At 60.6% G+C, this 26,291-nt stretch carries 24 protein-coding genes; 13 read left to right on the forward strand and 11 right to left on the reverse strand.

Translation table 11 applies throughout. The annotated features are described in order from the left end of the window. Positions 1-139, forward strand: a 139-nt coding sequence (locus tag G5182_RS16855) for an integrase core domain-containing protein (protein ID WP_201906747.1), incomplete at its 5' end; no start/stop codon positions are given. Positions 140-205: 66 nt separating this feature from the next. On the opposite strand, the gene G5182_RS16860 is transcribed toward G5182_RS16855, so the two are convergent. Beyond that, entirely contained in the window at positions 206-1,996 is a 1,791-nt protein-coding gene (locus G5182_RS16860; RefSeq protein WP_216952881.1) for an AMP-dependent synthetase/ligase, read from the reverse strand. 227 nt (positions 1,997-2,223) lie between these two features. Here G5182_RS16860 and G5182_RS16865 point away from each other — a divergent pair, with 227 nt between their 5' ends. Next, positions 2,224-2,724 carry a hypothetical protein gene (locus tag G5182_RS16865; protein WP_406596058.1) on the forward strand — a complete coding sequence of 167 codons (501 nt, stop codon included), beginning with the start codon at positions 2,224-2,226 and terminating at the stop codon, positions 2,722-2,724. A gap of 7 nt (positions 2,725-2,731) precedes the next feature. Here G5182_RS16865 and rimI read toward each other — a convergent pair whose 3' ends face one another. Then, complete coding sequence (gene rimI / locus G5182_RS16870) at positions 2,732-3,181, reverse strand: ribosomal protein S18-alanine N-acetyltransferase (protein ID WP_216952883.1); 450 nt, start codon at positions 3,179-3,181, stop codon at positions 2,732-2,734. 109 nt (positions 3,182-3,290) lie between these two features. Continuing rightward, entirely contained in the window at positions 3,291-3,725 is a 435-nt protein-coding gene (locus tag G5182_RS16875; protein WP_227341928.1) for a DNA polymerase III subunit psi, read from the reverse strand. Between the two features lie 313 nt (positions 3,726-4,038). Here G5182_RS16875 and G5182_RS16880 point away from each other — a divergent pair, with 313 nt between their 5' ends. The 5 genes from G5182_RS16880 (at position 4,039) to G5182_RS16900 (ending at position 11,496) form a co-directional block, all read left to right on the forward strand. After that, positions 4,039-5,652 carry an ATPase RavA domain-containing protein gene (locus G5182_RS16880; protein ID WP_227341929.1) on the forward strand — a complete coding sequence of 538 codons (1,614 nt, stop codon included), beginning with the start codon at positions 4,039-4,041 and terminating at the stop codon, positions 5,650-5,652. Positions 5,653-5,661: 9 nt separating this feature from the next. Continuing rightward, complete coding sequence (viaA, locus tag G5182_RS16885; RefSeq protein ID WP_227341930.1) at positions 5,662-7,116, forward strand: ATPase RavA stimulator ViaA; 1,455 nt, start codon at positions 5,662-5,664, stop codon at positions 7,114-7,116. A gap of 195 nt (positions 7,117-7,311) precedes the next feature. Further along, positions 7,312-9,159 carry a diguanylate cyclase gene (locus G5182_RS16890; RefSeq protein ID WP_421236000.1) on the forward strand — a complete coding sequence of 616 codons (1,848 nt, stop codon included), beginning with the start codon at positions 7,312-7,314 and terminating at the stop codon, positions 9,157-9,159. A 219-nt stretch (positions 9,160-9,378) separates the two neighbouring features. Then, positions 9,379-10,965, forward strand: a complete 1,587-nt coding sequence (prfC, locus tag G5182_RS16895; RefSeq protein WP_227016253.1) for a peptide chain release factor 3 — start codon at positions 9,379-9,381, stop codon at positions 10,963-10,965. A 57-nt stretch (positions 10,966-11,022) separates the two neighbouring features. Then, positions 11,023-11,496, forward strand: coding sequence for an ASCH domain-containing protein (locus tag G5182_RS16900; RefSeq protein WP_216980118.1), 474 nt, complete (start codon positions 11,023-11,025; stop codon positions 11,494-11,496). 46 nt (positions 11,497-11,542) lie between these two features. Here G5182_RS16900 and G5182_RS16905 read toward each other — a convergent pair whose 3' ends face one another. Together G5182_RS16905 and mdtH are read right to left on the reverse strand one after the other, a co-directional pair. Beyond that, positions 11,543-12,457 (reverse strand): bifunctional helix-turn-helix transcriptional regulator/GNAT family N-acetyltransferase, encoded by a 915-nt coding sequence (locus G5182_RS16905; protein WP_421254549.1) that lies wholly within the window; start codon positions 12,455-12,457, stop codon positions 11,543-11,545. Positions 12,458-12,595: 138 nt separating this feature from the next. Beyond that, positions 12,596-13,792 carry a multidrug efflux MFS transporter MdtH gene (mdtH, locus tag G5182_RS16910; protein WP_421254550.1) on the reverse strand — a complete coding sequence of 399 codons (1,197 nt, stop codon included), beginning with the start codon at positions 13,790-13,792 and terminating at the stop codon, positions 12,596-12,598. A 92-nt stretch (positions 13,793-13,884) separates the two neighbouring features. On the opposite strand from mdtH, the gene G5182_RS16915 reads away from it, so the two are divergent. Beyond that, complete coding sequence (locus tag G5182_RS16915; protein WP_005340524.1) at positions 13,885-14,778, forward strand: LysR family transcriptional regulator; 894 nt, start codon at positions 13,885-13,887, stop codon at positions 14,776-14,778. Positions 14,779-14,810: 32 nt separating this feature from the next. Here the strand turns inward: G5182_RS16915 and G5182_RS16920 are convergent, their stop codons facing one another. Then, entirely contained in the window at positions 14,811-16,586 is a 1,776-nt protein-coding gene (locus G5182_RS16920) for a M4 family metallopeptidase (protein ID WP_266134775.1), read from the reverse strand. 348 nt (positions 16,587-16,934) lie between these two features. Here G5182_RS16920 and G5182_RS16925 point away from each other — a divergent pair, with 348 nt between their 5' ends. Both G5182_RS16925 and rimJ read left to right on the forward strand, forming a co-directional pair. Continuing rightward, on the forward strand, positions 16,935-17,489 hold the full coding sequence (locus G5182_RS16925) for a GNAT family N-acetyltransferase (protein WP_005340529.1): 555 nt from the start codon (positions 16,935-16,937) through the stop codon (positions 17,487-17,489). Further along, positions 17,489-18,040 (forward strand): ribosomal protein S5-alanine N-acetyltransferase, encoded by a 552-nt coding sequence (gene rimJ, locus G5182_RS16930; protein WP_201987900.1) that lies wholly within the window; start codon positions 17,489-17,491, stop codon positions 18,038-18,040. The genes G5182_RS16925 and rimJ overlap by 1 nt, the downstream gene beginning before the upstream one ends. Before the next feature lie 62 nt (positions 18,041-18,102). Here the strand turns inward: rimJ and G5182_RS16935 are convergent, their stop codons facing one another. The 3 genes from G5182_RS16935 to G5182_RS16945 all read right to left on the reverse strand — a co-directional run bounded on the left by G5182_RS16935 (position 18,103) and on the right by G5182_RS16945 (position 21,009). Beyond that, a complete protein-coding gene (locus G5182_RS16935) occupies positions 18,103-18,351 on the reverse strand; it encodes a hypothetical protein (protein ID WP_005340533.1) in 249 nt (82 codons plus the stop codon). 309 nt (positions 18,352-18,660) lie between these two features. Then, the gene (locus tag G5182_RS16940) at positions 18,661-19,710 is read right to left on the reverse strand and encodes an oxidoreductase (RefSeq protein WP_201987901.1); all 1,050 of its coding nucleotides are present in this window, start codon (positions 19,708-19,710) and stop codon (positions 18,661-18,663) included. Between the two features lie 135 nt (positions 19,711-19,845). Further along, positions 19,846-21,009: a multidrug effflux MFS transporter gene (locus tag G5182_RS16945; protein WP_005340537.1), complete on the reverse strand. Its 1,164-nt coding sequence runs from the start codon at positions 21,007-21,009 to the stop codon at positions 19,846-19,848. Between the two features lie 238 nt (positions 21,010-21,247). Here G5182_RS16945 and rdgB point away from each other — a divergent pair, with 238 nt between their 5' ends. Next, positions 21,248-21,844 carry an RdgB/HAM1 family non-canonical purine NTP pyrophosphatase gene (gene rdgB / locus G5182_RS16950; RefSeq protein ID WP_005340539.1) on the forward strand — a complete coding sequence of 199 codons (597 nt, stop codon included), beginning with the start codon at positions 21,248-21,250 and terminating at the stop codon, positions 21,842-21,844. A gap of 90 nt (positions 21,845-21,934) precedes the next feature. Next, positions 21,935-23,080 (forward strand): radical SAM family heme chaperone HemW, encoded by a 1,146-nt coding sequence (gene hemW / locus G5182_RS16955; protein WP_201987902.1) that lies wholly within the window; start codon positions 21,935-21,937, stop codon positions 23,078-23,080. Positions 23,081-23,294: 214 nt separating this feature from the next. Here hemW and G5182_RS16960 read toward each other — a convergent pair whose 3' ends face one another. Together G5182_RS16960 and zntR are read right to left on the reverse strand one after the other, a co-directional pair. Then, positions 23,295-23,534 carry an alternative ribosome-rescue factor A gene (locus G5182_RS16960; protein ID WP_421254551.1) on the reverse strand — a complete coding sequence of 80 codons (240 nt, stop codon included), beginning with the start codon at positions 23,532-23,534 and terminating at the stop codon, positions 23,295-23,297. 214 nt (positions 23,535-23,748) lie between these two features. After that, entirely contained in the window at positions 23,749-24,204 is a 456-nt protein-coding gene (zntR, locus tag G5182_RS16965; RefSeq protein ID WP_005341244.1) for a Zn(2+)-responsive transcriptional regulator, read from the reverse strand. A 415-nt stretch (positions 24,205-24,619) separates the two neighbouring features. On the opposite strand from zntR, the gene purH reads away from it, so the two are divergent. Continuing rightward, entirely contained in the window at positions 24,620-26,212 is a 1,593-nt protein-coding gene (purH, locus tag G5182_RS16970) for a bifunctional phosphoribosylaminoimidazolecarboxamide formyltransferase/IMP cyclohydrolase (RefSeq protein ID WP_040067541.1), read from the forward strand. The last annotated feature ends 79 nt before the right edge of the window (positions 26,213-26,291 follow it).

Genomic DNA, 26,291 nt, shown 5'->3' on the forward strand with positions numbered 1-26,291 from the left:
AGAGTTATTGTTGCAAAGCCCGCAGGATTTGACGCAAGCGCGGGAAATGGTGCGTGAAGCGGTGGATATTTACAACGAGGAGCGGCCGCATCATGCGTTGAAATACAGAACCCCCGATGCGGTACATAGAGGGTTCTGAGTAGAAAAATGCTAGTTGAAAATGTGTAAACCTATTTCAGGACTAGACATCTGAACCTGAGCGATATCAGACGTGGTTATACATGGCCTCGATTTCGCTCTGGTACTTGGCTTCGATGATCTTGCGGCGCAGCTTCATGGTGGGGGTTAGTTCACCCAGCTCCATGGAGAAGGCGCTCGGCAGCAGGGTAAACTTCTTCACCTGCTCGAACTTGGCCAGCTCTTTTTGCAGATCGGCGATGCGGGCTTCGAAGAACTCCATTACCCGGGAGTGGCGCAGCAGCTCGGTCTTGCACTGGTACTGCAGGTTGATGGAGCGGGCGTACTCCTCCAGCGACTCGAAGCAGGGGACGATCAACGCCGAGACGAAGTGGCGGGCATCGGCGACGATGGCGATCTGCTCGATAAAGCGATCCTTGCCGATGGTCCCTTCCACCAGTTGCGGGGCCACGTACTTGCCGTTGGAGGTCTTCATCAGCTCCTTGAGGCGCTCGGTGAAGTAGATATTGCCCTGGCTGTCGAGCTCACCGGCATCGCCGGTACGCAGGAAGCCATCCTCGGTCATCACTTCGGCGGTGGCGTCCGGCTTGTTGTAGTAGCCGCGCATCACTGTGGGGGAGCGCACCAGCAGCTCGTTGTTCTCACCCAGCTTCACTTCGATGCCGTTCAGTGCCGTGCCGATGGAGCCGAGCTTGAACTGGCTGTCTTCGTAGCAGCAGACGGTGGCAGTGGTCTCGGTCATGCCGTAGCCGTACTTGAGGTTGAGCCCCATCGCCTGGAAGAAGAGGTTCACATCGTCGGCCAGACGGGCGCCCGCCACCGGCAGGAAGCGGGTGCGGCCGCCAAAGCGGGCGCGCAGCTTGCGAAACACCAGTCGCTCGGCGAGCCAGAGCTGGCCGTAGAGCAGCGGGGAAGCGGACTTGCCCGTCTGACGGGTGGCAACCATCTGCTTGCCGACACGGGTTGCCCAGCCAAACAGGGCGCGCCGCAGAGCCGGAGCCTGAGCGACTTTGGCCTGGATCATGGCATAGGCCTTCTCGTAGAGGCGCGGCACGGCGCACATCACGGTCGGCTGCACCTCGCCAATCACATCCATCACCTTCTGCGGATCGCGGATATAGACGTTCTCGGCGCCGCAGTAGAGCACGTAATAGCTCCATACCCGCTCGAACACGTGGCTGAGCGGCAGCATGCAGAGCGACACATCCTGCTGATTGAGGTCGAGGCGGCTGTTGTGCATCTCGAAACAGGCGGCGATGTTGCTGAAGTCGAGCATGACCCCCTTGGGTTCGCCGGTGGTGCCGGAGGTATAGATCAGGGTCAGCAGGTCATCCATCCGGTACTGGGTTTCCCGTACTCGCAGTTCCTGCTCACTGGGCTGATGGTTGCCGGAGACCAGAAATGTCTGGAAGTGGCTCGCCTGCTCGCAGCCGCGCAGGTTGACGTTGCCGTCGAGGGCGATGAGCTGGCGGATCTCGCCGCTTTCAATCAGTTGCAGCGCCTGATCGAACTGAGGTTGTTCGCCAACGAACAGCACCTTGATGCCGGCATCTTTGACGATGTAGCGCAGCTGATCGAGGGTGCTGGTGGGGTAGATAGGGACGCTGACGCCGCGGGCGGCCAAGATGCCGAGATCGGCCTGCGTCCATTCCGGCATGTTGCGGGCATAGATGCCGACCATCTCGGTTGGCTGGTGGCCGGCACGGATCAGCGCCTGTGCGCAGTAGTCCATGGCCTGGCCCAGAGTACGCCAGCCGATGGCGCGCCACTGGCCATCTTGCTGAACCCGCAGGGCAGCCTTGTTGCCAAGCTGGGCAATACGTTCACGCATCAGTCGAACCAGATGAAGCTTCGGCATCAGTTAAACATCCTTTAATTACAGTTGTACGCCCGCGAGGGCACTAAAAATCGGGCTAGAGTTTAAACTCCAACATTACAGCTTACAAGTGTTCGCCGTTTGTCTTGGATCACAAAGAGCGCAAATAGCTCTCCCTTTGCGCAGACTGGCCGATACTGCAAAGGAGCAAAGGGAGAGTTAACGATATGAATCTATGGATGAAAGGGGCATTGGCCGTGATCGGGCTCATGATGGTGGGGGGCGGGGCGGCCTGGTACTTTCTGGGCAAGACACAGCAGCCTGCGAATCCCTGGTATGAAGGGGCGGAGGGATACCAGCAGGCCCAACAGCAGGCATTGGCGCTGGGCTATCCGCTGCTCTATGTGCTGGAGACCCCCAAGTGCCGTCGCTGCAAGGCATTGAACGAACGCTTCTGGCGCAGTGAAGAGATGAGAGTGCCGTTGAGCCGATTGGTCAAGGTGCGGCTCAATCCGGGCAAGGGGGATGGTAGTGAACAGATCCTGCGCCGTTTTCCCAAGGTGGCCACACCGCCCGGCATCTATATCCAGCAGCCGGGTCAACCCCTCAAACCGATCAAGATAGTGGTGGATATACAGCAGATCTGGATGCCGGGGAAAACCTGGCTGCGGGGCTTCTATATGCCGCTTTCCGCCGCCGGATTCGAGGCGGTGGTTCACACCACTCTCTCCTTGCAGGATCCGGCGATGGATAACGCCCCCCTCGATTGAGGCGGGATCAGCTGAAGTCGAACAGGCGGGACATCAGTACTGCATCTTCCCGATCATTGCCGGTGCCGTAGTAGTCGGCGCGGCGGCAATACTCGGCAAAGCCGGCGCTCTCGTAGAGGTTGATGGCGGTCTGGTTGCCTGCCCGCACCTCGAGAAACCAGGCCTCTGCCCCGGCTTGTTTGCTGCGAGTCAGGTAGGCTTGCAGCAGTGTCCGTCCCAACCCCTTGCCCTGAAATTCGGGGTGGACACAGATATTCATCAGCGAGCTGTCTCCGGCCACCAGATCCGAGATATAGAAGCCGGCCGGGCGACCATCGACCAGCATCAAGCCGTTGAGATAGCGAGGACCGAAGCAGGATAGCAGGTTGGCCTGGCTCCAGGGCTCCTTGTGGGCGGCCTGCTCTATGGGATAGACAAGGTCGAAATCGGCTTCGAGCAGGGGACGAAACTCAGGCATGTTGACTCCGGGTGACTGGGTGGAGGATGTCGGGGTTGGCAAAGACGACTTTTGTAAAATCAGGTAAAAAGAGCGGCTTCCAAGAGGGCGTTGAAGGCATGATGCAGGATCATGCCGTACTGTTCGCCAGGTGTCGGCGTAGTTGTTGCCACAGGGCGCGCTTTTGTGCGGCACTGGGGGCCAGCGGACAGATCAACGCATCGGGTCGTTCCGGGTTGGCCTCCGTCAGCCAGAGCAGCGGTGAGGCATCCGCCGTTTGCAGGTTGGCAGGTGGCAGCTCGCTGAGCAGTGAGACCTCGTCGGGGGTCATGCCGAGCAGCTGGCAGATATCCGCCAGCAGCGTGGTGGCAGGCAGCTGAGGCGCCAGCAACCAGAGTTTGCCGCTGGGCAGCGGAGCGCGGGTGGCCGGTGCTGTCTGGTCGGGCTGCACGGCATCTTGCGCAAGCTCGGGTACGAGATCTGCACCCAGCAATGCCGGACGACGCAGTTGCCAGCTTTGAATGCCCATGCGGGCCAACATGCTCTGACGAACGGGATCTTGCATCTGGGGCGACTCACTCTTGATCTGCGTTGGGGAAAATTGTGTTGCGCAGGGTACACTCGAACCGCTTTTGCTGCACCCTTTGCAACGCATCATCTGGCGCATGCGGGCATGGTGCCATCACGACACTGGCTATGCATGGGCGCAGCACGCTGCCGATACGGTATCGCACTGCCTTTGCGTTTTTTCCTGCCAGAGGCGGGTATTGTGCGGCAAGAGATACCAGAATAAACATCATAACAAGACAAAACCCAAGGTCGAGCAAATGGATATCACGCCTTGGGGCTAACATCATCCCAGCTTCGGAACACTCTCTATGTCGTCTTTAGCTCAAGCCCAGAACCCTGCGCGTCTTATTCCCATCCAGGAGCGCCTGCCCCGGCTGCTGGCAGCCCTTGGTGAGGGGCTTTATGAACGGCAGGATGCCCTGCGCCTCGGTCTGCTGGCAGCCCTCAGCGGTGAGAGTGTCTTCTTGCTGGGGCCACCCGGTATCGCCAAGAGTCTGATTGCCCGTCGCCTCAAGCTGGCCTTTCACGACGCCCGCCACTTTGAATATCTGATGACCCGTTTCAGCACACCGGAGGAGGTATTTGGCCCCCTCTCCATTCAGGCGCTGAAAGAGGATGGCAAATACCTGCGCCTCACTGCCGGCTATCTGCCGGAGGCTGAGGTGGTGTTCCTCGACGAGATCTGGAAGGCGGGTCCCGCCATTCTCAACACCCTGCTCACCGCCATCAACGAACGGCAGTTCCGCAATGGTGATAGCCAGCATCCCATCCCCATGCGGCTGCTGGTGACCGCCTCCAACGAGCTGCCGGCGCCGGACAGCGGGCTGGAAGCGCTCTACGACCGGATGCTGGTGCGGATCTGGATGGACCGGGTGCAGGAGAAAGCCAACTTTCAATCCATGCTGGCCAGCGACGGTCACGCCCACCAGAATCTGCCGGAATCCCTGCAGATCCGGGGGGATGAGTACGAGCAGTGGCAGAGCCAGATTGAGCAGGTGCGCCTGCCGGATGCCTGTTTCGAACTTATCTATCAGCTGCGCCAGCAGCTAGACAGCCAGCTGGCCCATCGCTGTTATGTGTCGGATCGCCGCTGGAAGAAGGCGGTACGGCTCATCAAGGCGAGCGCCTTCTTCAATGGCCGCGATGAGGTCGCACCGGTGGATCTGCTGCTGTTCAAGGATTGTCTCTGGCATGACGAGGAGTCCCGCACCGCCCTGCTGGAGATGATGACCGAGTTCTCCCGTCTCTACGGTTATCAGCAACTGGCCTTGACCCGCCAGCTGCTTGCCCTGCGGGATCAATTCAAACAGCTCAAACAGGGCGTGGCACAACGTCTCTGCTGCAAGGCGCGCAAGCGCAAGCAGTGGTTTGGCCGACGGGCGAGGGGGATCGAGATCCCCCTCGCCAACGCCAGACCCTTTGGCAAGCAGGTGCACTTCCATCTGCTCACCCCGGCACCGCTGGATGGCAGCGATCCCGAGCGTCTCACCAGCACCCTGGTGTTCGATCGTACCCTGCTTTCCCATTGGCATCCGACCGGCGAGGCGCTGGTGGGTTATCAATATGGCAACCCGAAAGAGGGACACTACGAGCTGGTACTTGACGATGAGCTGCGCCTGCAGGTGCTCGATATCCAGCGCCAGCAGATCCCGCTGGTATTGATGGAGCGCAACGCCATCCCCGAGGTGGTGCTGGCGCCCTGGCTGCAAGCGCTTGATGAGCTGCTTGCCCAGGTTGGCAAGGTGGTACTGGAGCTTAAACAGCAGCGTACTCTGTTCGATCGTCATCGGCAGCACCTCTTTATTGCCCAGCGCTGGCTGCAACAGGTGGAGGACAGCTTCTTCGTGCTGAGCCGGGATCTTGAACTGCTGCGCGGCGAGCTGACACAGTGGCGCGAGCGGTTGCCAAGGCTGGACGAGTAAGGAGCGCTCATGCTTGAGATTGGCATGTTGGATCTGGGGCTCCTGATCGGTGAAGGGGAGCTGGCAGGGGAGGTGGCACTTTTGCTTGCTGCGTCGCCTAAGATCTCCGAATTTATCAAACGCTCCCCGCTGCAGGGCAAGCTGCTGAAAAAGCGCCTGCAGAGCTGGGGTGAGCAGCTTGGCGAGGAGATCCGTCACAAGCCGGTGCCGGTGGCGCTGGAGCAGGAGTACCTGCTCTATCAGGCGCACCGGCAGTTGCCGATGACCGAGCTGATTGGTCGCCTGCCCGCCCTGCTGGAGTCGCTGGATCACTACAGCCCCTTTGCCGGTGAGGCCCGTTCGCTGGTTCGCCAGCTGATGGCTCACCCCACCGAGGGGCTGCGCCAGCTCTTTATCGACAAGTGGCGTGCCAGTCTGGTGGGGAGCCTGCTGCAACTGCAGCAGCAGATCGCCGAGGCGGAGCGGGAGAAGCAGCGTCAGGAGATTGAAGATCAGCTGCTGGCGAGCCGCACCCTGGCCGATGCCCTCGATCCGAACCAGATCTCAGCCGGTGGTCTTTGGGATCTGGCGCAGGGGCACTGGCACAAACGCAGTCTGGTGCTGGTCAAGCAATACGCCCGTATGTTGCAGCGCGAGCCCTTGCTGGCGGAGATTGCCGCTCTTCTCGGGCGCAGCGAGCGGGATCGCCGGGCGCAGGAGCAGCCGGTGCCACCGGTTCAGGTGCTGGAGCTGGAGCCCGCCCCCAGCGACGATGTGCCGGACGACCTGGTGGGCATCCACCAGGCGAGCGACCTGATGCGGCTACTGCCAAGCGAGGCGGTGATGCTGGGGCTGCCGGAGCTGGAGCTGGAGTTCTACCGCCGCTATCTGGAGCGGCGCCTGCTCAGTTACCAGTCACGCGGCACCTTGCCGCGCCAGCGCATCATGCTGCGCACCCCGGAGCTGGGGGGGCAGCAGTTGCAGCAGCGGGGCCCCTTTATCGTCTGTGTCGATACCTCCGGCTCCATGGGGGGCTATCCCGAGGAGTGTGCCAAGGCACTCTTTCTTGCGCTGCTCAAGGTGGCGATGGATGAGAAGCGCGGTTGCTACCTGATGCTCTTCTCTACCGAGGTGGCGACCCTTGAGATCACCGCCGATACCGGACTGGAAAAGGCGGAGCGCTTCCTCTCCATGAGCTTTCACGGTGGTACCGATCTGGTGCCTTGTCTGGAGAAGGCGCTGGTCAAACTCGATGAGCCCGCTTTTGCCAAGGCAGATGTGCTGGTTATTTCGGACTTTATCGCTCAGAGTCTGCCCCATGCCCTGCTCGAGCAGATGAACCGCTATCGCCAGCGCCAGACCCGCTTTCACGCAGTGGCCATGTCCCGGCACGCCAAACCGGCACTGTTGCGTGTCTTTGACAACAGCTGGCTGCTCGATTGCGGTCTGCGCGGCCGGCTACTGCGGCGCTGGCAGCATCATTAGTTACCGGGAGGGAGCCAGCCCCCTCTTTCGCTCTGTATCCCCCTCCTCATTCCAACGTTATGATATTGCTGTAAAATGTGAGATGAAACCCATTCAAGTCCTCTCTCCTTGCGGTAGCCTTTACAGCCGTTGTTACAGGGTGATTTTCCGGTATCGGGTCGCCTGCTGCTCTTTCCCCATTCATCCGGAGTGTTTATGAGCCGACTTGCCTTGCTGCTGTTGCTGGCGGTATTCGGGCTGGCAGCCAGACCCTTGTCCCCCGAGCAGTTGGAAAATGAACTGGAGGAGATGGAGCAGGTCCATCAGCCTATCGAGTTGCTGCGGGAGCGCGTTGCTCGCTTGCTGCGGGATGGCAGCGACTATCCACCGTCCCAGCTGATGCGGATCAGTCGTCTGGCTTGCTGGGCCCAATCTGCCGATGACATCCAGGCGTCTCGCCGTGCGATTGCGTATGCCGACAGCCAACTGGTGCTGGCTCAACAACGGGGAGATGACGCAGCCATTGCCGAGTTACTCATCTGTCGTGGCTGGTTCAATCAGCTGCTCGGCGAGGTGGCACAGGCCCGTCGGGATTATGATGAGGGGCTGCGGTTGGCAGGGGAGGCCGCTGTGCTCAAGCTGGAGGCGCTTGCGCTGTCCCACCGGGGAGCCATGTTGTCGTTTCAGGGGGCGTCAGGGCAGGGGCTGGTGGATCTCACCAGGGCGCACGACATCTACGAACGGTTGGGATTGACCACCTGGTATAACCGGGCGCAGCTCGAGATTGCCGCCGCGTTTCGCCGCATGGGTCTCTATGCCGAGGCGCTCACTACCCTGAACCGGTTGCATGAACACTTTGCCCACAACCATGACGGGTTCGGTTTGGCCAGGATGAGAGAGCAGCTGGCTCTGGTCTATCTGGAGACGGGGCGCTATCAGGAAGCGCAGCAGGAGCTCGAACGTAGTCTCGCCTTTTTGCAACAACCCGAGTACCGGATTGAACATGCGGATCGTCAAGTGATGCTGGCGGAGGCTCTGCTCGGTCTGGCGCGCCTGGAGCAGGCCGGACGCTTGCTGGCGCAGGCAGCAGGCGTGCTCACCCCTGAAGTTGATCCTATCCTCCACGCCCATCTCGAGCTGGTAATGGCCAAACTGCAGGTGAAAATGCGGGATCCGGTCCCGGCCTTGAGCGCACTGGCGAAGATTGAACCGATCCTGAAGGCTGAGGGGCACACTCGTTACCTGATGGATCTCTACGCAGTGCGCAGCGAAGCATTCGAGCTGCAACGGGACTATCCGGCTGCGCTGGCGGCCTTGCGGGATCATTTGGTGCAAGAGCAGCGCCTCGACCAGATGCAGCGAGAGCAGAGTACAGCCTGGGTGCGCGGCCAGTTTGAACTGACCCGCCAGGCGGAAGAGAACAAGCGGTTGCGGGTCGAGCAGCAGTTGCAGCGGCAGGAGCTGGCGCAGATCAAGGAGCGTCGCTTCTGGTTGCTGGTGGTGATGGTGCTCTGCGGTGGAGTGGCTCTGCTGACGATGAGGTGGTTGCTGGAGCGCAATCGTCGGATGCATCGGTTGGCCTTTACCGATGAGCTGACCGGCATCGATAACCGGCGTCGGGTGCTGGTGGATGGGCGCGAGCACTTTGAGCTGGCCCGCAGGCAGCGAATGCCCTTTTCTCTGCTGCTTTTTGATATCGATCACTTCAAGCGGATCAACGATTCGCTGGGTCATCATCAGGGAGATCGGGTACTGCAGTGGGTATCCAGAATGGTGGCAAGAGAGTTGCGGCAGCAGGATCTGCTGGGCCGTACCGGTGGAGAGGAGTTTTTGGCACTGCTGCCGGAGACGGGGCTGGAGGAGGCGTCCCGTTTGGCTGAGCGGATCCGCGCCAGGGTCGGCCAACGGGCGTTGCCCGGTTTGTCCCATCCGGTGACCATCAGCATCGGGTGTGCCTGCCAGCGCGATGATGATCAGGATCTGGCCGCGTTGATCCGGCGTGCGGATGAGGCTCTCTACCGGGCAAAAGGGGCCGGGCGCAACCGGGTGGAAACAGACGACTGACGGACTGGGTATTTTTCACTCGCGCGGGTATAATGTCGCGCAATTTTGCTTTGACTCAGGCGAGAAGACCCATGTAACGCAACCCTCCTCCCTCTCTCCACCAGGTTGGCAATACGCCAGCTGGCGTGGCTTTCGTTGCGTATACATGTGCCGTGAGCGGCATTCCGGATTTATTCCCACGGTGGCTGATGCCACCGCTCAATAGAAGAACGTTGAATTATGTCAGCTGAATTTCTGAGTGAAGTCTCCAAGAGACGCACTTTTGCGATCATTTCGCACCCGGATGCGGGTAAAACCACCATCACCGAAAAAGTCCTGCTGTTCGGACAGGCCATTCAGCGCGCCGGTACCGTCAAGGGCCGTGGCTCGGGTCAGCACGCCAAATCCGACTGGATGGAGATGGAGAAGCAGCGTGGTATCTCCATCACCACCTCGGTGATGCAGTTCCCCTATGCCGATTGTCTGGTCAACCTGCTCGACACCCCGGGTCACGAGGACTTCTCCGAAGATACCTACCGTACCCTGACCGCGGTCGACTGCTGCCTGATGGTCATCGACGCCGCCAAGGGTGTTGAAGACCGGACCCGCAAGCTGATGGAAGTCACCCGTCTGCGTGACACCCCCATCCTCACCTTCATGAACAAGCTGGACCGCGAAGTGCGCGATCCGATGGAAGTGATGGACGAGGTAGAGCGCGAGCTGAAGATCATGTGCGCCCCCATCACCTGGCCTATCGGCTGCGGCAAATCCTTCAAGGGTGTCTACCACCTCTACAAGGACGAGACCTATCTCTATCAGAGCGGTCAGGGCCACACCATCCAGGAGAAGCGGGTGGTCAAGGGGCTGAACAACCCGGATCTGGATGCCGCCGTCGGCGAAGATCTGGCCCAGCAACTGCGCGACGAGCTGGAGCTGGTGCAGGGCGCCTCTCCCGAGTTCGATCACGATGCCTTTATCGCTGGCGAGATGACCCCGGTCTTCTTCGGTACCGCACTGGGTAACTTCGGTGTTGACCACATGCTGGACGGCCTGACTGACTGGGCGCCGTCTCCCATGCCGCGCAAGGCCGAGAGCCGCGAAGTGGTGGCGACCGAGGAGAAATTCTCCGGCTTCGTGTTCAAGATCCAGGCAAACATGGATCCGAAACACCGCGACCGTATCGCTTTTATGCGTATCGTGTCAGGTACTTACAGCAAGGGCATGAAGATGCGCCATGTGCGTATCGGCAAGGATGTGAACATCTCCGACGCCGTGACCTTTATGGCCGGTGACCGTGAGCAGGCGGAAGACGCCTTCGCCGGTGACATCATCGGTCTGCACAACCACGGCACAATCCAGATCGGCGACACCTTCACCCAGGGTGAGGATCTCAAGTTCACCGGTATCCCGAACTTTGCACCGGAACTGTTCCGCCGCATCCGCCTGCGCGACCCGCTCAAGCAGAAGCAGCTGCTCAAGGGGTTGGTCCAGCTCTCTGAAGAGGGGGCGGTGCAGGTGTTCCGTCCGCTGATCAGCAACGATCTCATCGTTGGTGCGGTCGGTGTGCTGCAGTTTGACGTGGTGGTTTCGCGCCTCAAGAGCGAGTACAACGTCGAGGCCATCTACGAGGCGGTCAACGTCTCCACCGCCCGCTGGGTGGAAGGGACCGACGTCAAGAAGTTCGAAGAGTTCAAGCGCAAGAACGAGGTCAACCTGGCCCTCGATGGCGGTGACAACCTCACCTACATCGCGCCGACCATGGTCAACCTGCGCCTGGCACAGGAGCGCCACCCCGACGTGCAGTTCCGCCAGACTCGCGAGCACTGATACTGCTTACCAAATCCCGCCAGATGGCGGGATTTTTTTATGCACCAAGGAGAGGTGATGGTTGAATCGATGAATCCTGCCTGCTCGGCTCTGGCTGAGAGTTATCTGTTATCCCTGCCGGTGGCAGCACGGGCTCGTCATGTCTCAGCGGACTACTTCTGTGCTGATGAACACAATGCCAACCTCTGTGCCGAGCTGGTGGCAGCAGGCCGCAAGCGAGCGACCTGTAGCCTCGCTTACTGGTATCTGGAGAAGGGCGAGCGGATGCCGGAACAGGGTGACTTGCTGGTGGTAACAGACTGGAGTGGTCACCCCAAGGCTCTGGTTGAACTGGTGTCAGTCACCTTGTGTCCATTCGATGAGATTGATGCTGCGTTTGCCGCCGAGGAGGGGGAGGGCGATGGCTCTCTGGCTTGGTGGCGCAAAGCGCACAAGGCATTCTTCGAATGCGAGATGAAGGCGGAAGGGGGCGAATTTGATGAGCACGCCACGCTGGTGCTGGAGCGATTCCGGGTAGTGGCGCTGCCATAATAAACGAAGCTGCAAGCAGGGGAGACTCCTGTTTGCAGCTATCACTTTAGAGTGCCAGGTCCAGCACCATGCAGATCTCGCAATCCCCGTGGCCGGTGCAACCAAGGGGGCCGGGCAAGTGTTCAAAGCCCAGTGATTCGTAGAGGCTGGTGGCTTCGCGCAGTACCTCAGTGGTCTCCAGATAGCAGCGGCGATAGCCCAAACCACGAGCGGCATCCAGCGCTTGCAACACCAGCCGTTTGCCAAGGCCCAGTCCGCGCAGGGCGGGCATAAAGTACATCTTCTGCAGCTCGCAGACTCCCTCTTCTCCCGCCAATGGCGCGATACCGCCACCGCCGAGGATGGAACCGTCCGGCCCTTCGATAACCCAGTAGCGACTCTTCTCCCCCTGATAGCTCTGGGAGAGGGTGTCGAGATTGGGATCCGAGACCCCATACCCCTTGTCGGCGGTGAGGCCATATTCGGCCGAGACGGCGCGAATTACCAAGGCGATCTGGGCATTGTCCGCCGCCGTGATGGGGCGGATCTGGTAGCCCCGCTGGCGACGGGCGCGGGAGAGGGCGCTGCGATAGAGCCGCAGCCCTTGCCACAGCTGCTCCCGCTCGGGCAGGCTCAACTGCGCCAGCATCTCTTCCATCGCCCCGTCCATCTCCCGGTGCAACTCCAGCAGCATCCCCTGACCGTTGACGGTGAGGCGGGCCTCCTTGCTGCGGCCGTCGGAGGGGTGCGGGTGCCAGCTGATGAGATCCCGCTCGGCGAGGCGCGCAAGCGGGCGGCTGGCGTTGGATTTGTCGATGTGCAGCTTTTCTGCCAGCTGCTGGTTGGTGGCCGGGGCGTTTTCCAGCTCGATCAGCAGGTGAGCCTCGATGGGGGTGAGGGCCAGATAGCCGCACTGCTGGGAGAGCATGCCGAGTTCGCGAACCAGATCGCGCGACAGGGCGCGCAGGGGACGGGGATCCATATCGTGGTTTCCTGTTTAGTTGTGTATGACAACTAAAATAGCGTAAAAGTTGTAATTCGCAACCTTTTGCTGTGATGGCTTGCAGAATATGGGGTGAGCTGCAGCCCCGTTGTCGGGGCTGCCGTAGGCAGGGGGGCGTCAGGCGGCGGCTCTGATGGCCAGCTCCGGGCGGCGGGAGAAGCAGCGGGCGAGCAGCAACATGGTGGCGACGCCTATGGTGCCCAGCACCAGCCAGGGGAGGGCCGGTTGTCCCTGTTGCAGCGAGAAGTCATAGAGGGAGCCGCCGCCCACATAGCCGGTCATGCCCCCCAGCGCCAGTCCGAGGCGGCTGAAGCCCATGTAGCTGCCGCGGGCTGTGGGGTTGGCCAGCCGGGTCATCAGGGTCTCCCGGGCCGGTTCACAGATGATGATCCCCAGATAGAAGCAGGCCAGCAGTACGAAGATGCCGGAGAGAGTGCTGACAAAGGCGACCAGCCCGATCCCCACCGTCATCAGCAGGATACCTGCCATCAGTCGGCTCTCCAGCCGATAGCGCCGTTCGCTGAAACGGGCGATAGGGTAGAGCAGCGCCAGTGACAGCGCCGTTTCCAGGCTGTACATCCAGCCCACCGCCGTGGTGGTGCCGGAGAGCTGCTTGACCAGAATGGGGAAAATCAGCATCACCTGTACCCACAGCATGTAATAGCCGCTTAAGATCAGCACCAGTCGGCAGAAGGCGCGATCTGCCAGCACCTGTCCCAACCCTTCCCGCATCGGGGTCGGTTTGACCGAGAGGCGGTAGGCGGGCAGCAGGGTCCAGTTGCACAGGGCCGCCAGGGTGAAGAGCCCTGCCCCCAGCAGGCAGACGTAAGTGAAGTCAAAGCGCAGCAGCCAGCTGCCGAGCAGGGCGCCGGTGACGGCTCCCGCGCTCTCCAGCATCATCAGCAGGGAGATAAAGCGGCCCCGTTCATGGGGACGGGTAAATTTGATCACCAGTGCGGCCCGTGGCGGGTCGAACAGGCAACCGCCCAGTCCAGAGAGGAAGCAGGAGAAGATCAGCATGGCGCCGCTGTCGGCCCAGGCCAGGGTGGCGAAGCCCACCGCCCGCAGCAGCATGCCGGTGACGATGAGCGGGCGGGCGCCGAAGCGGTCGGCCAGCGAGCCGCCGAAGATCCCCAGCCCCTGCTGGGTCAGCTGGCGCAGGCCGAGGGCCAGCCCCACCAGACCGGCCGCCCAGCCGAGCTGCTCGACGAAGCGCAGGCTGATCATCGGCATCACCACAAAGAAACCCAGGATCACCAGTGTGGTATCCAGCGCCAGAAACCAGCGCCCCCAAAACCTCGCCTTATCGACCATAACGCCCTCTCATTCACAGATACCTTCATTCTGGAGAGGGTTTAGATATAGTGGTAGACGACAACTACCTATATTTCATATCAGGATTATTTATGTCTATGGATCTGGACGATCTGCAACTGCTGCTGGATGTGGCCGAGCTGGGCAGCTTCAGTCAGGCGGCGGCCATTCGTGGCTGGTCACAGCCGCTGGTGAGCCAGCGGATTGCCCAGCTGGAGGAGAGCCTCGGGGCACCGCTGTTTCAGCGTCATCGGCGCGGGGTGACGCCGACCCGTGCCTGCGAGGAGTTTCTCCCTGCCGCCCGCTCGGCGCTGGCCACTCTGAGTGAAGGACGGTTGGCACTGCAGGGGGCACCTGCACTGCCTTGTATCCGTCTCTCCAGTCTGCCATCCCTCACTTCGGTGGTGTTTGGCTCGCTATTGATGGAGCTGGTGGACGAGCCGTTCGAAATCCGCTGCACCACGGATCACTCCGGCGAGATCATGCAGTCGCTGCTGACCGGCGAGGCCGATATCGGCTTTGTGCTCAAGCGCCCGCCGGTTGCTGGCCTGCAGATGGAGCTGCTCTGCTGCTCTCCCATCATCGCAATCGCCTCGCCATTGCATCCGCTGGCCGGTTGTCACGGCCTCACCCTGGAGGATATTGCCGACCAGCGGCTGGCGCCTCAGGTATGGGGGCCGGGGTGTGACGTCTTTATCCAGCAGTTGCGGCGGCTGCGGCGGGCGGCCAGCCCCCTGCATGCGGTGCAACCCGCCAGTGCAGCGCGGGATCTGGCGCTGGAACACGGGTTTATCACCCTGATGCCGGAGCTGGCCATCAAGCGGGATCTGGAGGTGGGTCGGCTGGTCAGGCTCGATGTGCGCAATCTGCCGCAAGAGCATTGGGATGTGATGATGGCTTGGCGAGGTGGCAAGCGGCCCAACCCGGCCCGGGAAACCGTGTTGGCCACCGCCCGCACGCTGGCGAAACGGTGGCGCAATGAGTAGAGCGATGCGGGACAAGGCCCGCACCGGGTGGATCAGTAGCTGGCTTTGAGGGTCACGCCACTGAACGCTGCAAACCCTGACAGCTGCACATGCCAGGTGCCCGCCTTGGGATTGGTGAACGAGCAGCTTTCGTTATTGCCCCCCTTGTAGGGGCGGCAGTCGTAACTGCTGCTGGTGGGGGCGCTGCCAAAGCGGACGTAGAGGTCGGCATCACCGGTACCGCCGCTGCTGCTGATCTGCAGCGACCTGGTGCCCGCCGGTACGTTCAGGGTGTAGTTGAGTTTGCCACCCTTGCTGGCGGCGAGGTTGCTTACCGGCACGCCGTTTTGCAGCACGTTGTCGCTCGGTGGCGGCGTGCTGCCGCAGCTGGCATCGACCCCGACGGTCTGGAAGGCCCGTGCCACATCCGCCTGACTGTAACCCAGATCGGCGGTCGCCCGGCTGACGCCGCAGGCCCCTTGCTGATAGTTGGTGTTGGCGCCCCAGTAGAGGCGGTTGGCCAGCAAGAAGACTTCAAATGCCTTGCGGGTGTTCCAGCCACTGCTGGTGGCGAGCAGGTAGAAGGCGCGGTTGTAGACCCCGGAGCTGTGGTGTACATCCATCCCCTCCTGATAATCCGCCGCATGGCCGATGGACCTGCCATCCCGGGTCGGATCCTCGAAGTAGCGCAGGGAGCCGTTGCCCTTGAAGATCTGGGCGCCGACCAGCCAGTCGTTGCTCCCCTTCATGTAGAACTCGGCCGCTTCCCCCGCCATATCGGAGAAGGCCTCGTTGATGCCGCCGGATTGTCCTGAATAGATCAGCCCGGAGTTCTGTTCGGTAAAGCCGTGGCTCACCTCGTGAGCCGCCACATCAAGGCTCACCAGCGGGTGGAAGGTGGTAGCGCCGTCACCGAAGGTCATCTGGCTGCCATCCCAGAAGGCGTTCTCGTAATTCTTGCTGTAGTGAACCCGCATCTTCAGTTTGAAGGTGAGGGGCGCCGTGTTGTACCAGTTGCGGTACATGTCGAACACCACGTTGCCGAAGTAGTGGGCGTCGTTGAGGGGCGAATAGGCGCCGTTGATCTCCTTGACCCGGTTCTCCGGGCAGGTGAACTGGTGGATGGCACCGCCTGAGGTGGCGTGGTTGAGGTTGATGGTATCGACGTTGGGGCTGGTCATCCGGCAGTTGTCATCCACGATGAGCGGGCCAAAGTCGGTGCCGTAGACGTATTTGCCGGTCTTGATGTTGCCCCCCGGGCCGCTGGCGTCCTTGTGGTTGATCCCCTCCCAGCGTTTGAGCTCCTCACCGCTCTGGGCATCAAGAATGACGAAGGGGCGGCTCGGCTTGTCACCTTCGGCGATGAAGGAGACCTGATAAACCAGCCGGGCCAGCCCGTTCTCATCCTGCATCACGTAGAGTTTGACCTGCTCGTTGCTCCCCTTGCTGCCCGCCTTGGCCTTGCTGGCGGCATCCTGTGGCGAGAGGGTGGCGACCGGGCTTGCCACATCCTGATCGATCTGGCGCAGCATGCGCCCGCTGGCCTGTTGCAGCTGGCCGTTCAGGCTCTTGTCAGCTACCACCACCTGACCCATTACCGGGATGCCGTTCCAGACCTGCTCGTAGCGGATCCGCTGCTGGCCATTGGGCAGCTTGACCACCCGCACCTGACGAAACTCGCCATCTTCCAGCTGCAAGGTACCACTCGCGGCACTGAGGCCTGTCATGGCCCGGATGCCGTTTGCCGTTACGTTGATCTCTACCTCTTGCGCCGCCAGTGCGGCGCTTCCCCAGCAGGCCAGCGCAACGGCCAGATAAATTTTATTCATCTCTTCTTTCCTTAAATCGATGAGGTTGATAAACCGACCGAAGGTCGGGCGTTTTGAAGCTAGTGCCGGTGGGGGAAAGTGCCCCCTGTCAAAAGTGACAGCGCAGCACAAAGGGGTAGCAGGATCTGCCAAAGTGCCGTTTGGGGGGCATTTATCGGCGTCATGTGGAGAGCATTATCCGGTTTCAGACTCCCACCCTCCTCTTTTGAGGGAGGAGAGTACGTGCGCTGTCACCCTCTGCGAAGCCTGCCGGAGGGGGGCCGTAAAAGTGGCTGGCGCGGCCAGTGGCGATTGGCTACATTGGGTGGCTGGTTCGCTATTTGATCACTGATTTGAAAGGAGAATCCCATGTTTTCATGGCAGTTGGACGACGAGCTTGCGCTGCTCTTCTTGCAGCCCGATATGGCGAGCGAACTGTTTGCCCTCTGCAATGACAACCGGGAGTACCTCTCCCAGTGGCTACCCTGGCCGCCACTGATCCAGCGCCCCGTTGACAGCGCCCTCTTCATTCGCAGTGCCATCGAGAAGTTCGCCCGGGGCGAGGGGCTCACCACCGCCATCGAGTATCAGGGGGAGGTGGTGGGAGTCATAGGTTACAACAGCATCGATCACGACCTTGGCAAGGTGGTCATCGGCTACTGGCTGGCGGAGCGCTGGCAGGGCAACGGTATCATCACCCGTGCCTGTCAGGCCCTGATCCACCACGCCTTCGAAGAGATGGGGATGGAGAAGGTGGAGATCAGCGCCGCCACCGATAACGAGCCCAGCAGGGCTGTTTGTGAACGGCTCGGGATGCAGCTTGAGGGGGTGACCCGGCGCGCAGAGCGGCTGGGCAACCGGATTGTGGACCATGCCCACTACAGCCTGCTGCGCGATGAGTGGTTAAGGCAGAGGGAGTCCTGATGGCGCTGCCACATATCAAGACGGCCCGCACCCACCTGACCATACTGTCGCCGGATCAGGCCCCCATGATGCTCGACTTCTACCGGCGCAACCGTGACCATCTCACCCCCTGGGAGCCGCTTCGGGACGAGCACTTTTACACCCTCTCTTACTGGCATGCCCGGCTGCAGGACAGCTACAGCCAGTTCTTCAACGGCACCGGCGTCAATCTGGTGGCCATCGATCCGGCTGGCGAGCGGGTGATCGCCACCTGCAACTTCAGCAATATCCTGATGGGGGTCTTCAAAGCGTGTCATCTGGGCTACGCCATCGACCAGCAGCATCAAGGGCAGGGAGTGATGAGAGAGGTGCTGTCAGCCGCCATCGACTACCTGTTTCGGGAGCACGATCTGCATCGCATCATGGCTTGCTATATGCCTGCCAATCAGCGCAGTGGCGCCTTGCTGGAGCGGCTCGGTTTCGAGCGGGAGGGATTCGCGCGGGCATATCTGATGATCAATGGCCGCTGGGAGGATCACATCCTCACCTCGCTGATTAATCCGGCCTCCTGAACGACAGATAAAAAAACGGGCCCGAAGTTGCCTTCGGACCCGTCTTCGAATGAGGTGCAGGCTTAGTTGGCCTTGGCATCGCTCACTGCAGCTTCAACCTTGGTAGCGGCTTCGGTAGCAGCTTTTTCTACGGTTGCAGTCGCTTCGGAGGTGGCCTTCTCTACGGTAGAGGTGGCTTCGCTAGCGGCTTTTTCTACAGTGGCAGCAACTTCGGCGGCCGGAGCAGCAGCAGGAGCGGCAGCTTTTTCTTCTTTCTGACCGCAAGCAGTCAACATCAGACCCAGGATACCGGCTACCAGTACTTTGTTCATGTGCATTCCCTCAAAAAAAGATGGAGAGATGGTCTGTGCAACCATCACAGCGCCCACCGTTGCCCGGTATTGAAACAAGAAGCCGGGAGGCAGCAGGCGGGCGCAATATAGCCCCATTAGTTACCGATGAAAACGGATATCACAATGACATTTTTTCGTGCCGTGGATAAAAAGCTCCACTGCAACGACTGATATCAATACAAGATGCCGTTAAATGGCACTAATTGCACAATAAAACACCGCTTTACTGCCATCTTGTGGCGGTTTAGCAAGGTCAAGGTTGCTCAAGCGCGGCCGATGGCCCACACCTTAGTCAGACAGCTTCTGACAGGGCAGCCGTTTTCCCTCAAGGTGGCTCTGACGGGCCAGATCCAGCAGCGCCATCACCGCCAGCGCTTCACTTGCTGGCACCGGGTTGCTCCCTTCGCCCTGGATGGCGGCGCAGACACCGCGATAGTAGGCGCCATAATCCCCCGCCTCACCCACTACGCTCTGCTGCTGTAACTGACCATCGACAATGCGGCTGAGCTGACCGGGTTCGCTATCCATGCCCCAATCAGCCGCCGGTGGCCGCTTGCCCTGCTTGAGCTGATCTTCCTGCACATCCATACCGAATTTCACGAACGAACCCTGGCTGCCGTGAATGACAAAGCGCGGCATGGTGGCCGAGACCAGACTGCTGCCATGCAGAATAACCCGCAGAGCACCGTAACCCAGCACCACATGGAAGTAGTCGTCCGCCAGTGCGCCGGGGCGCTGCTCGGCCAGATCGGCCTGCAACCAGTCCGGCTGGCCGAACAGCTGCAATGCCTGATCCAGCACATGGGGGCCGAGATCGAACCAGAGGCCGGAACCCGGGCCACCCGCTTCGCGCCAGCGCTGGCGCACTTCGGGGCGATAGCGATCGAAGTGGGATTCGAACTGGGCGATCTGCCCCAGCGTCCCCTCGCCAATCAAACGGCGCACGGTAAGAAAATCTCCATCCCAGCGCCGGTTGTGGAAGATACTGAGCAGCCGCTGCTGCTTTTCGGCCAGCTCGACCAGCGCTTGCGCCTCGGCCAGATCCAGTGCAAAGGGCTTGTCGATCACCACATGTTTGCCTGCCAGCAGCGCCTGGCGGGCCAGAGGAGCGTGGGTGTCGTTGGGGGTGGCGATCACCACCAGATCGACGGTCTCATCGCTTAGCACCTCCTCCAGTGAACCGACCCGGCAGCCGGGCAGATCGGCCTGCACCTTGGCGGCATCGCGGCTCACCACCCAACTGAGGGACAAGCCCGGGGTGGTGGAGAGGAAGGGGGCGTGAAAGGTCTTGCCTGCAAAGCCATAGCCCACCAGGGCTGCGTTGAGAGTGTGGCTCATCGGGAGTTCTCCGCTGACATCGAGTGAGTGGGGTTGCCATCGCAGGCTCTCTGCCGGATGGCCATTCGTTGTAAAGGCGATACAAACGAGAAGGGGGCCGATGGCCCCCTGAGTGTGCCCATCAGAGCACAGGATTTATTGCAAACACAAGCGGCGACCGCGTCGGGTCATCAGCATCACCAAGGGCGGCAGCAGCAGCCACATATGCAGCGCCAGCTGGCTCAGCGGGTCGTGCATCAGGGCGCCGGTCAGGCCAACCAACGCGCCGGATCCGCTCATCTGGAACAGGCCGAGCAGGGCGGCGGCGGTACCGGCGCAGTGGCCGAATGGTGCCAGCGCCATCCCGGCGGCCGAGCCCAGAATCATGGCAAAGCCGATGCTGGAGAGGAATACCGGCCCCATCATCGCCAGCGGATGTTCGATGTGCATCGCGAGGGTCAGGGTGATGGCCGAGAGCATCAGTACCAGCAGGCCGATACGCAGGGTGCGTCTTGGCCCTACCTTGGCGATAAAGCGCGGGGCCATGAAACAGGCCAGAATGTTAAGCGCAGCGTTGGCGGTAAACCAGTAGCTAAAGCCGCTCATATCCAGCCCCAGTTTCACCATCAGCTGCACCGGTGCGGCGGTGACATAAGCGAGGATCACCGCCATCGCCAGCATGCACAGCGCCGCGTTGAACAGGAAGCTGGGGGAGCGCAGCACCGGGCTGTAGCGAGACCAGCTGATGAGGGCCCCTTCGCTACGGGTCTCCTCCGGGCGGGTCTCCGGCATCCGCCACATCAGCCAGCTGCCGACGATGAGCGCATAACCGGCCATAAACCAGAAGTTGGCAGACCAGCCTGCCTTGGCGGTGAGCCAGCCACCGAGCAGGGGGGCCAGCGCAGGAATAAAGCAGATGGCTCCATTGAGATAGGAGATCATCTGGCCGCTCTTTTTCGGGCCGTAGCTGTCACGCACCACCGAGAAGGCGGCGACCGAGGTGGCGCAGGCGCCGAAGCCCTGCAGCACCCGGGCCAGCATCAATTCGCCGAGGCTGGCGGCAAAGCCGGCCCCCAGCGCGCTCAGGCCATAGAGCAGCACGCCGCCCAGCGCGATGGGCTTGCGACCGTAGCGATCGGCCAGCGGGCCAACAAGTAGTTGCCCCAGTCCCATGCTGAACAGGAACCAGGTGATGGTGCCCTGCATCAGGGTTACTTCGGCGCCCAGCTGCTCGGCCATCTGCGGAATGGCGGGCAGGTAGATGTCGATAGCCAGCGGACTGAACAGCACCAGTAGTACGAGTAAAAGTATCAATGGCATCTGTCACCTCTTTAGTCAGCCAGGTTAATGAATTGGGGCGCGAGTCTACTGACTCACAGTAATGAATAGAAATGGTATTTAATCACTTTGGTTATTCCATTATGGAAACATGTATTAAAAAGCTGGTTATTCGATGGTGGCAAATCCCCCGTAACCCCATCACAGCGGGTGTAATTGGCGCTTTTACTAAACGCTTGCGCCGCATAGAATGCGCAGATTATTTTTGCGGAGGTGCTCGATGAACAAGCTTGTCCTGGCAACAGGTAACCAGAAAAAGGTGAAGGAATTGGCCGCCATGCTGGCCGATATGAAGATCCAGGTGATCCCACAGAGCGAGTTTGCGGTCTCCGATGCCGATGAGACCGGCACCACCTTCGTCGAGAATGCCATCATCAAGGCCCGCCACGCCGCCCGCATTACCGGTTTGCCCGCCGTGGCCGATGACTCCGGTCTGGAAGTCGATCTGCTGCAAGGGCGCCCCGGTGTTTACTCCGCCCGCTTTGCCGGTGTGGGTGCCGGTGACAAGGCCAACATCGAGAAGCTGCTCGGCGAGCTGCAAGGTGCCCCCGAGTACCTGAAGAGCGCCCGCTTCTGGTGTGTGCTGGTCTATATGCGCCACGCTGACGATCCCACCCCCATCATCTGTCAGGCGAGCTGGGAAGGGATGATCATCGATGAGCCGCGCGGTCAACATGGCTTTGGCTATGACCCCGTCTTCTTCGTGCCGGATCACGACTGCACCGCCGCCCAGATGCCCGCCGAGCTGAAGAACCAGCTCAGCCATCGCGGTCAGGCGCTGGCCAAGCTCAAAGCGGCGCTGGCTGCGGCGCACTGAGTCACTTCGCCACTTTGTCGGTTACACACGGTCAATTACACATAGTCATCTACAATGGGGGCCTTGAGCCCCCGTTTTATTGGAAGCCCCATGCTGCAACTGCCGCCGCTCTCTCTCTATATTCATGTGCCCTGGTGCGTCCAGAAGTGCCCTTATTGTGACTTCAACTCCCATGCCCAGAAGGGGGAGTTGCCTCACCTCGAATATGTCGCCGCCCTGCTGGAGGATCTGGATCAGGATCTGAAGTGGGCGCAGGGGCGGCCGCTCTCCTCGATCTTTATCGGCGGCGGCACCCCCAGCCTGTTGACGGTGGAGGCGATGCAAACCTTGCTGGACGGGGTGCGGGCCCGCATTCCGCTCACCGCAGATTGCGAGATCACCATGGAGGCCAACCCGGGCACGGTGGAGGCGGATAAGTTCGCCGGTTTCCAGCTCGCCGGCATCAACCGTATCTCCATCGGGGTGCAGAGCTTTCAGCAGGAGAAGCTGACCCGCCTCGGTCGCATTCACGGCCCGGAAGAGGCGCGCAAGGCCGCTGCACTGGCCCATGCCATCAAGTTGCCTACCTTCAATCTGGATCTGATGCACGGTCTGCCGGATCAGAGTCTGGATGACGCCCTTTATGACCTGCAGCAGGCGATCGACTGCGCCCCGCCACACCTATCCTGGTATCAGCTCACCATAGAGCCGAACACGGCATTTGCCTCCAAACCGCCCAAACTGCCGGAAGATGACACCCTGTGGGATATCTACGAACAGGGCCACGCCATGCTTACCGCCAGCGGTTATCGCCAGTACGAAATCTCGGCTTATGCCAAAGAGGGCTATCAGTGCCATCACAACCTCAACTACTGGCGCTTTGGCGACTATCTGGGGATCGGCTGTGGCGCCCACGGCAAGGTGACCGATCTCGCGAACCAACAGATCCTGCGCACCGCCAAGGTGAAGCATCCGAAAGGGTATCTGGACAAGAGTCGCCCCTATCTGGACGAGCAGTGGCAGGTGACGGCAGACGATCTGCCGCTCGAATACTTTATGAACCGCTTCCGCCTGTTTGAACCTGCCCCCAAGGTGGAGTTCGAGGCCTATACCGGCTTGCCGCTGGAACGGGTGGAGACAGTGCTCGCCATCGCCCAAAGCAAGGAGCTGATCGAGGATTTGGGGGATAGCTGGCAGCTCACTTCTCTCGGCCATCGCTATCTGAACGTATTGCTCGAACTGTTTATGGATGAGTGAAAACTGGCTCACGATCTGGCTGCGAAGCCGTGATCAAGGTTCATGCGCTGCTCGGAAGCCTCACGTATCTCTATACGCTCCGGTTCCTGCGCTGCTCTTCACCTCGCTGACAGCTTCTCGCGACAGGTCGTGAGCCAGGTTTGGCGAACCGTGTTTCGAGATAACAATCAGGGCGCCAATGGCGCCCTGATTGTTTTGGTCGGTAGAAACCCGCTCAGTAGCAGACGCGGAGCATCTGCTGTTGGCCGGGCTCCCACCGCTTGCCGAATTTGGCCTTGCGCTGGTAACTCCCCTTGCCCTTCTTGTTGCGCTCGACCCGGCTGCGAAACAGGGGATCGGAGAGCAGGGCATGCAGATGGTTATCCTTTATCTCGCCGCGCTGATGGGCATAGCTGCCCCCTTGCGCATTTTCCTCACGGGGGAGGGCGGGTTGGTCGACCCGGATCTTGGCCATGATGGCTCCTCTTCTTTTCTCTTGGTGTGTTGATGCTTGTGTCTGGATGGCGGTTTTCGCTGCGGGCGCCTGTTCAGGCTAACGCCCGGCAACCGGATGCACTGGCACCGGTTAAAAACGCGGCGATTTTGTCACCAAATTGCCGCCGGAGCAATGCGTCGGGCGCGCCGAGTCAGTCACTCTGAGCCAGGCACGCTCAGTCAGGCATACCATGTCAGCCGTGAACCGGGTCATGCTGGTCGTGGCTGTGGTGCTCGTGATGGGCCGGGGCTCCAGATTCCAGCGTCTCGAGGATGGCGCAGTGCTCGGCCGAGCGCGGCCCGCCGCAGCAGATATTGGAGAGCTCGCGCAGATTATCGCGAAAGCGGGTCAGTTCGATGATCTTCTGCTCCACCTGGGCCAGCTTGGTGTCGGCCACTGCTTTCACCTCCTGACAGGTGACTTTGGCCTTGTTGGTATCGAGGTCGAGCAGCTCGCCAATATCGGCCAGCGAGAATCCGACCGACTTGGCGCGGATAATAAACTCCAGCCGCCGCTTGTCCTGTTCGCTGTAGAGACGGTAGCCGGATTCGTTGCGGATCCCCGGTGAGATAAGCCCGTTCTTCTCGTAAAAACGCAGGGTATCTGCCTTGACCCCGCACGCCTTGGCCAGTTCACCGATCCGATACATGCTCTCTCTCCCCTTGAATATATGCCGCTACAAAAACCGGAATCCACTATCACCCCTTTGCTCATGGATTGCCAGCCAAGGGCATAAAAGGGGCAGATAAACATCTCCTGGCGACCCTTTTTCCCATAAAACACTGAAAGTGCAAACGTTTCGAGAAAATCAAGTAGAAAACGTTTAACGCCGCGCCAAATAAGGCTTTGCTGTTTCAAAAAATCCACCACAGGTCACATTTTTTGTGTAGAATACGCGCCCATAACAGAGCGCCGCACCAAGCGGGCATTTCCTAAAACGCTTTTGCCGGATGTCGGGGCGAGAGTGGTTTGCGAAATCCCCCACTTCCATTTATTTGGGGACTCTCTGTGTTGAGCCTCGCCTCCCATGGAACGGTCCCCGTTATGTTGAGGACGATAGTGTGATGGAACAAGCTCGACCCATTCGCCGTGCACTGCTGAGTGTGTCTGACAAAACTGGCATTCTGGAATTTGCCAAGGCACTCAACGAGCGTGGTGTTGCCCTGCTCTCCACGGGCGGTACCGCCAAGCTGCTTGGCGAGGCGGGTCTGCCGGTGACCGAGGTCTCCGACTACACGGGTTTCCCTGAAATGATGGATGGCCGGGTCAAGACCCTGCATCCCAAGGTTCATGGCGGCATCCTCGGCCGTCGGGATCAGGATGACGCCATCATGGCCCAGCACGCTATCTCCCCCATCGACATGGTTGTCGTCAACCTTTACCCCTTCGCCGCGACAGTGGCCAAAGCGGGCTGCACCCTGGCCGATGCGGTCGAGAACATCGACATCGGCGGCCCGACCATGGTGCGCTCTGCCGCCAAAAACCATAAAGATGTCGCTATCGTCGTCAAAGCTGCCGACTATGATCGGGTTATTCGCGAAATGGATGCCAACGGCAACAGCCTGAAACTGGCGACCCGTTTCGATCTGGCCATCGCAGCCTTCGAGCACACCGCCGCCTACGACGGCATGATCGCCAACTACTTCGGCACCATGGTTCCTTCCTACGGTGACAACAAGGAGGGTGACGAGGAGTCCCGCTTCCCGCGCACCTTCAACAGCCAGTTCATCAAGAAGCAGGACATGCGTTACGGTGAGAACAGCCATCAGGCTGCCGCCTTCTACGCCGAAGAGCATGCTGCTCCGGGTTCCGTCTCCAGCGCTATCCAGCTGCAGGGCAAGGCGCTCTCCTACAACAACATCGCCGATACCGATGCTGCGCTGGAGTGTGTGAAGGAGTTCGACGAGCCGGCCTGCGTCATCGTCAAGCATGCCAACCCCTGCGGCGTGGCCATCGGTAGCGACCTGCTGAGTGCCTACGATCGCGCCTACCAGACCGACCCCACCTCCGCCTTTGGCGGCATCATCGCCTTCAACCGCGAGCTGGATGGCGCCACTGCGGCAGCCATCGTGGCCCGCCAGTTTGTCGAAGTGATCATCGCCCCGACCGTCAGCCAGGAGGCCCGCGATGCGGTCGCCGCCAAGCAGAACGTGCGTCTGCTCGAATGCGGGCAGTGGACGGCTCCGGCGCAAGGGTTTGACCTCAAACGCGTCAACGGCGGCCTGCTGGTACAGGAGCGGGATCTCGGCATGGTGACGCTGGGTGACCTGACCGTGGTCAGCAAGCGTCAGCCGACCGAGGCCGAGCTGCAGGATCTGCTGTTCTGCTGGAAAGTGGCCAAGTTCGTCAAATCCAACGCCATCGTCTACGCCAAAGATGGCCAGACCATCGGCGTCGGCGCAGGCCAGATGAGCCGTGTTTATTCGGCCAAAATCGCCGGTATCAAGGCGGCGGATGAAGGACTGACCGTGGCGGGCTCCGTGATGGCCTCCGATGCCTTCTTCCCGTTCCGCGACGGTATCGATGCTGCCGCGCAGGCCGGTATCTCCTGTGTGATCCAGCCGGGTGGCTCGATGCGCGATCAGGAGGTGATCGACGCCGCCGACGAACACGGTATGTGCATGGTCTTCACCAACATGCGCCATTTCCGTCATTGATGGGTCAGGGGCTGCCGATGGCGGCCCTTTTGTTGTCTCTTTTCAACTGACTATTTCCACTGACTGACGGCCCGGGTGG

The organism is Aeromonas sp. 600948 (assembly GCF_049174875.1).
GTDB classification, from domain to species: Bacteria; Pseudomonadota; Gammaproteobacteria; order Enterobacterales; family Aeromonadaceae; genus Aeromonas; species Aeromonas veronii_A.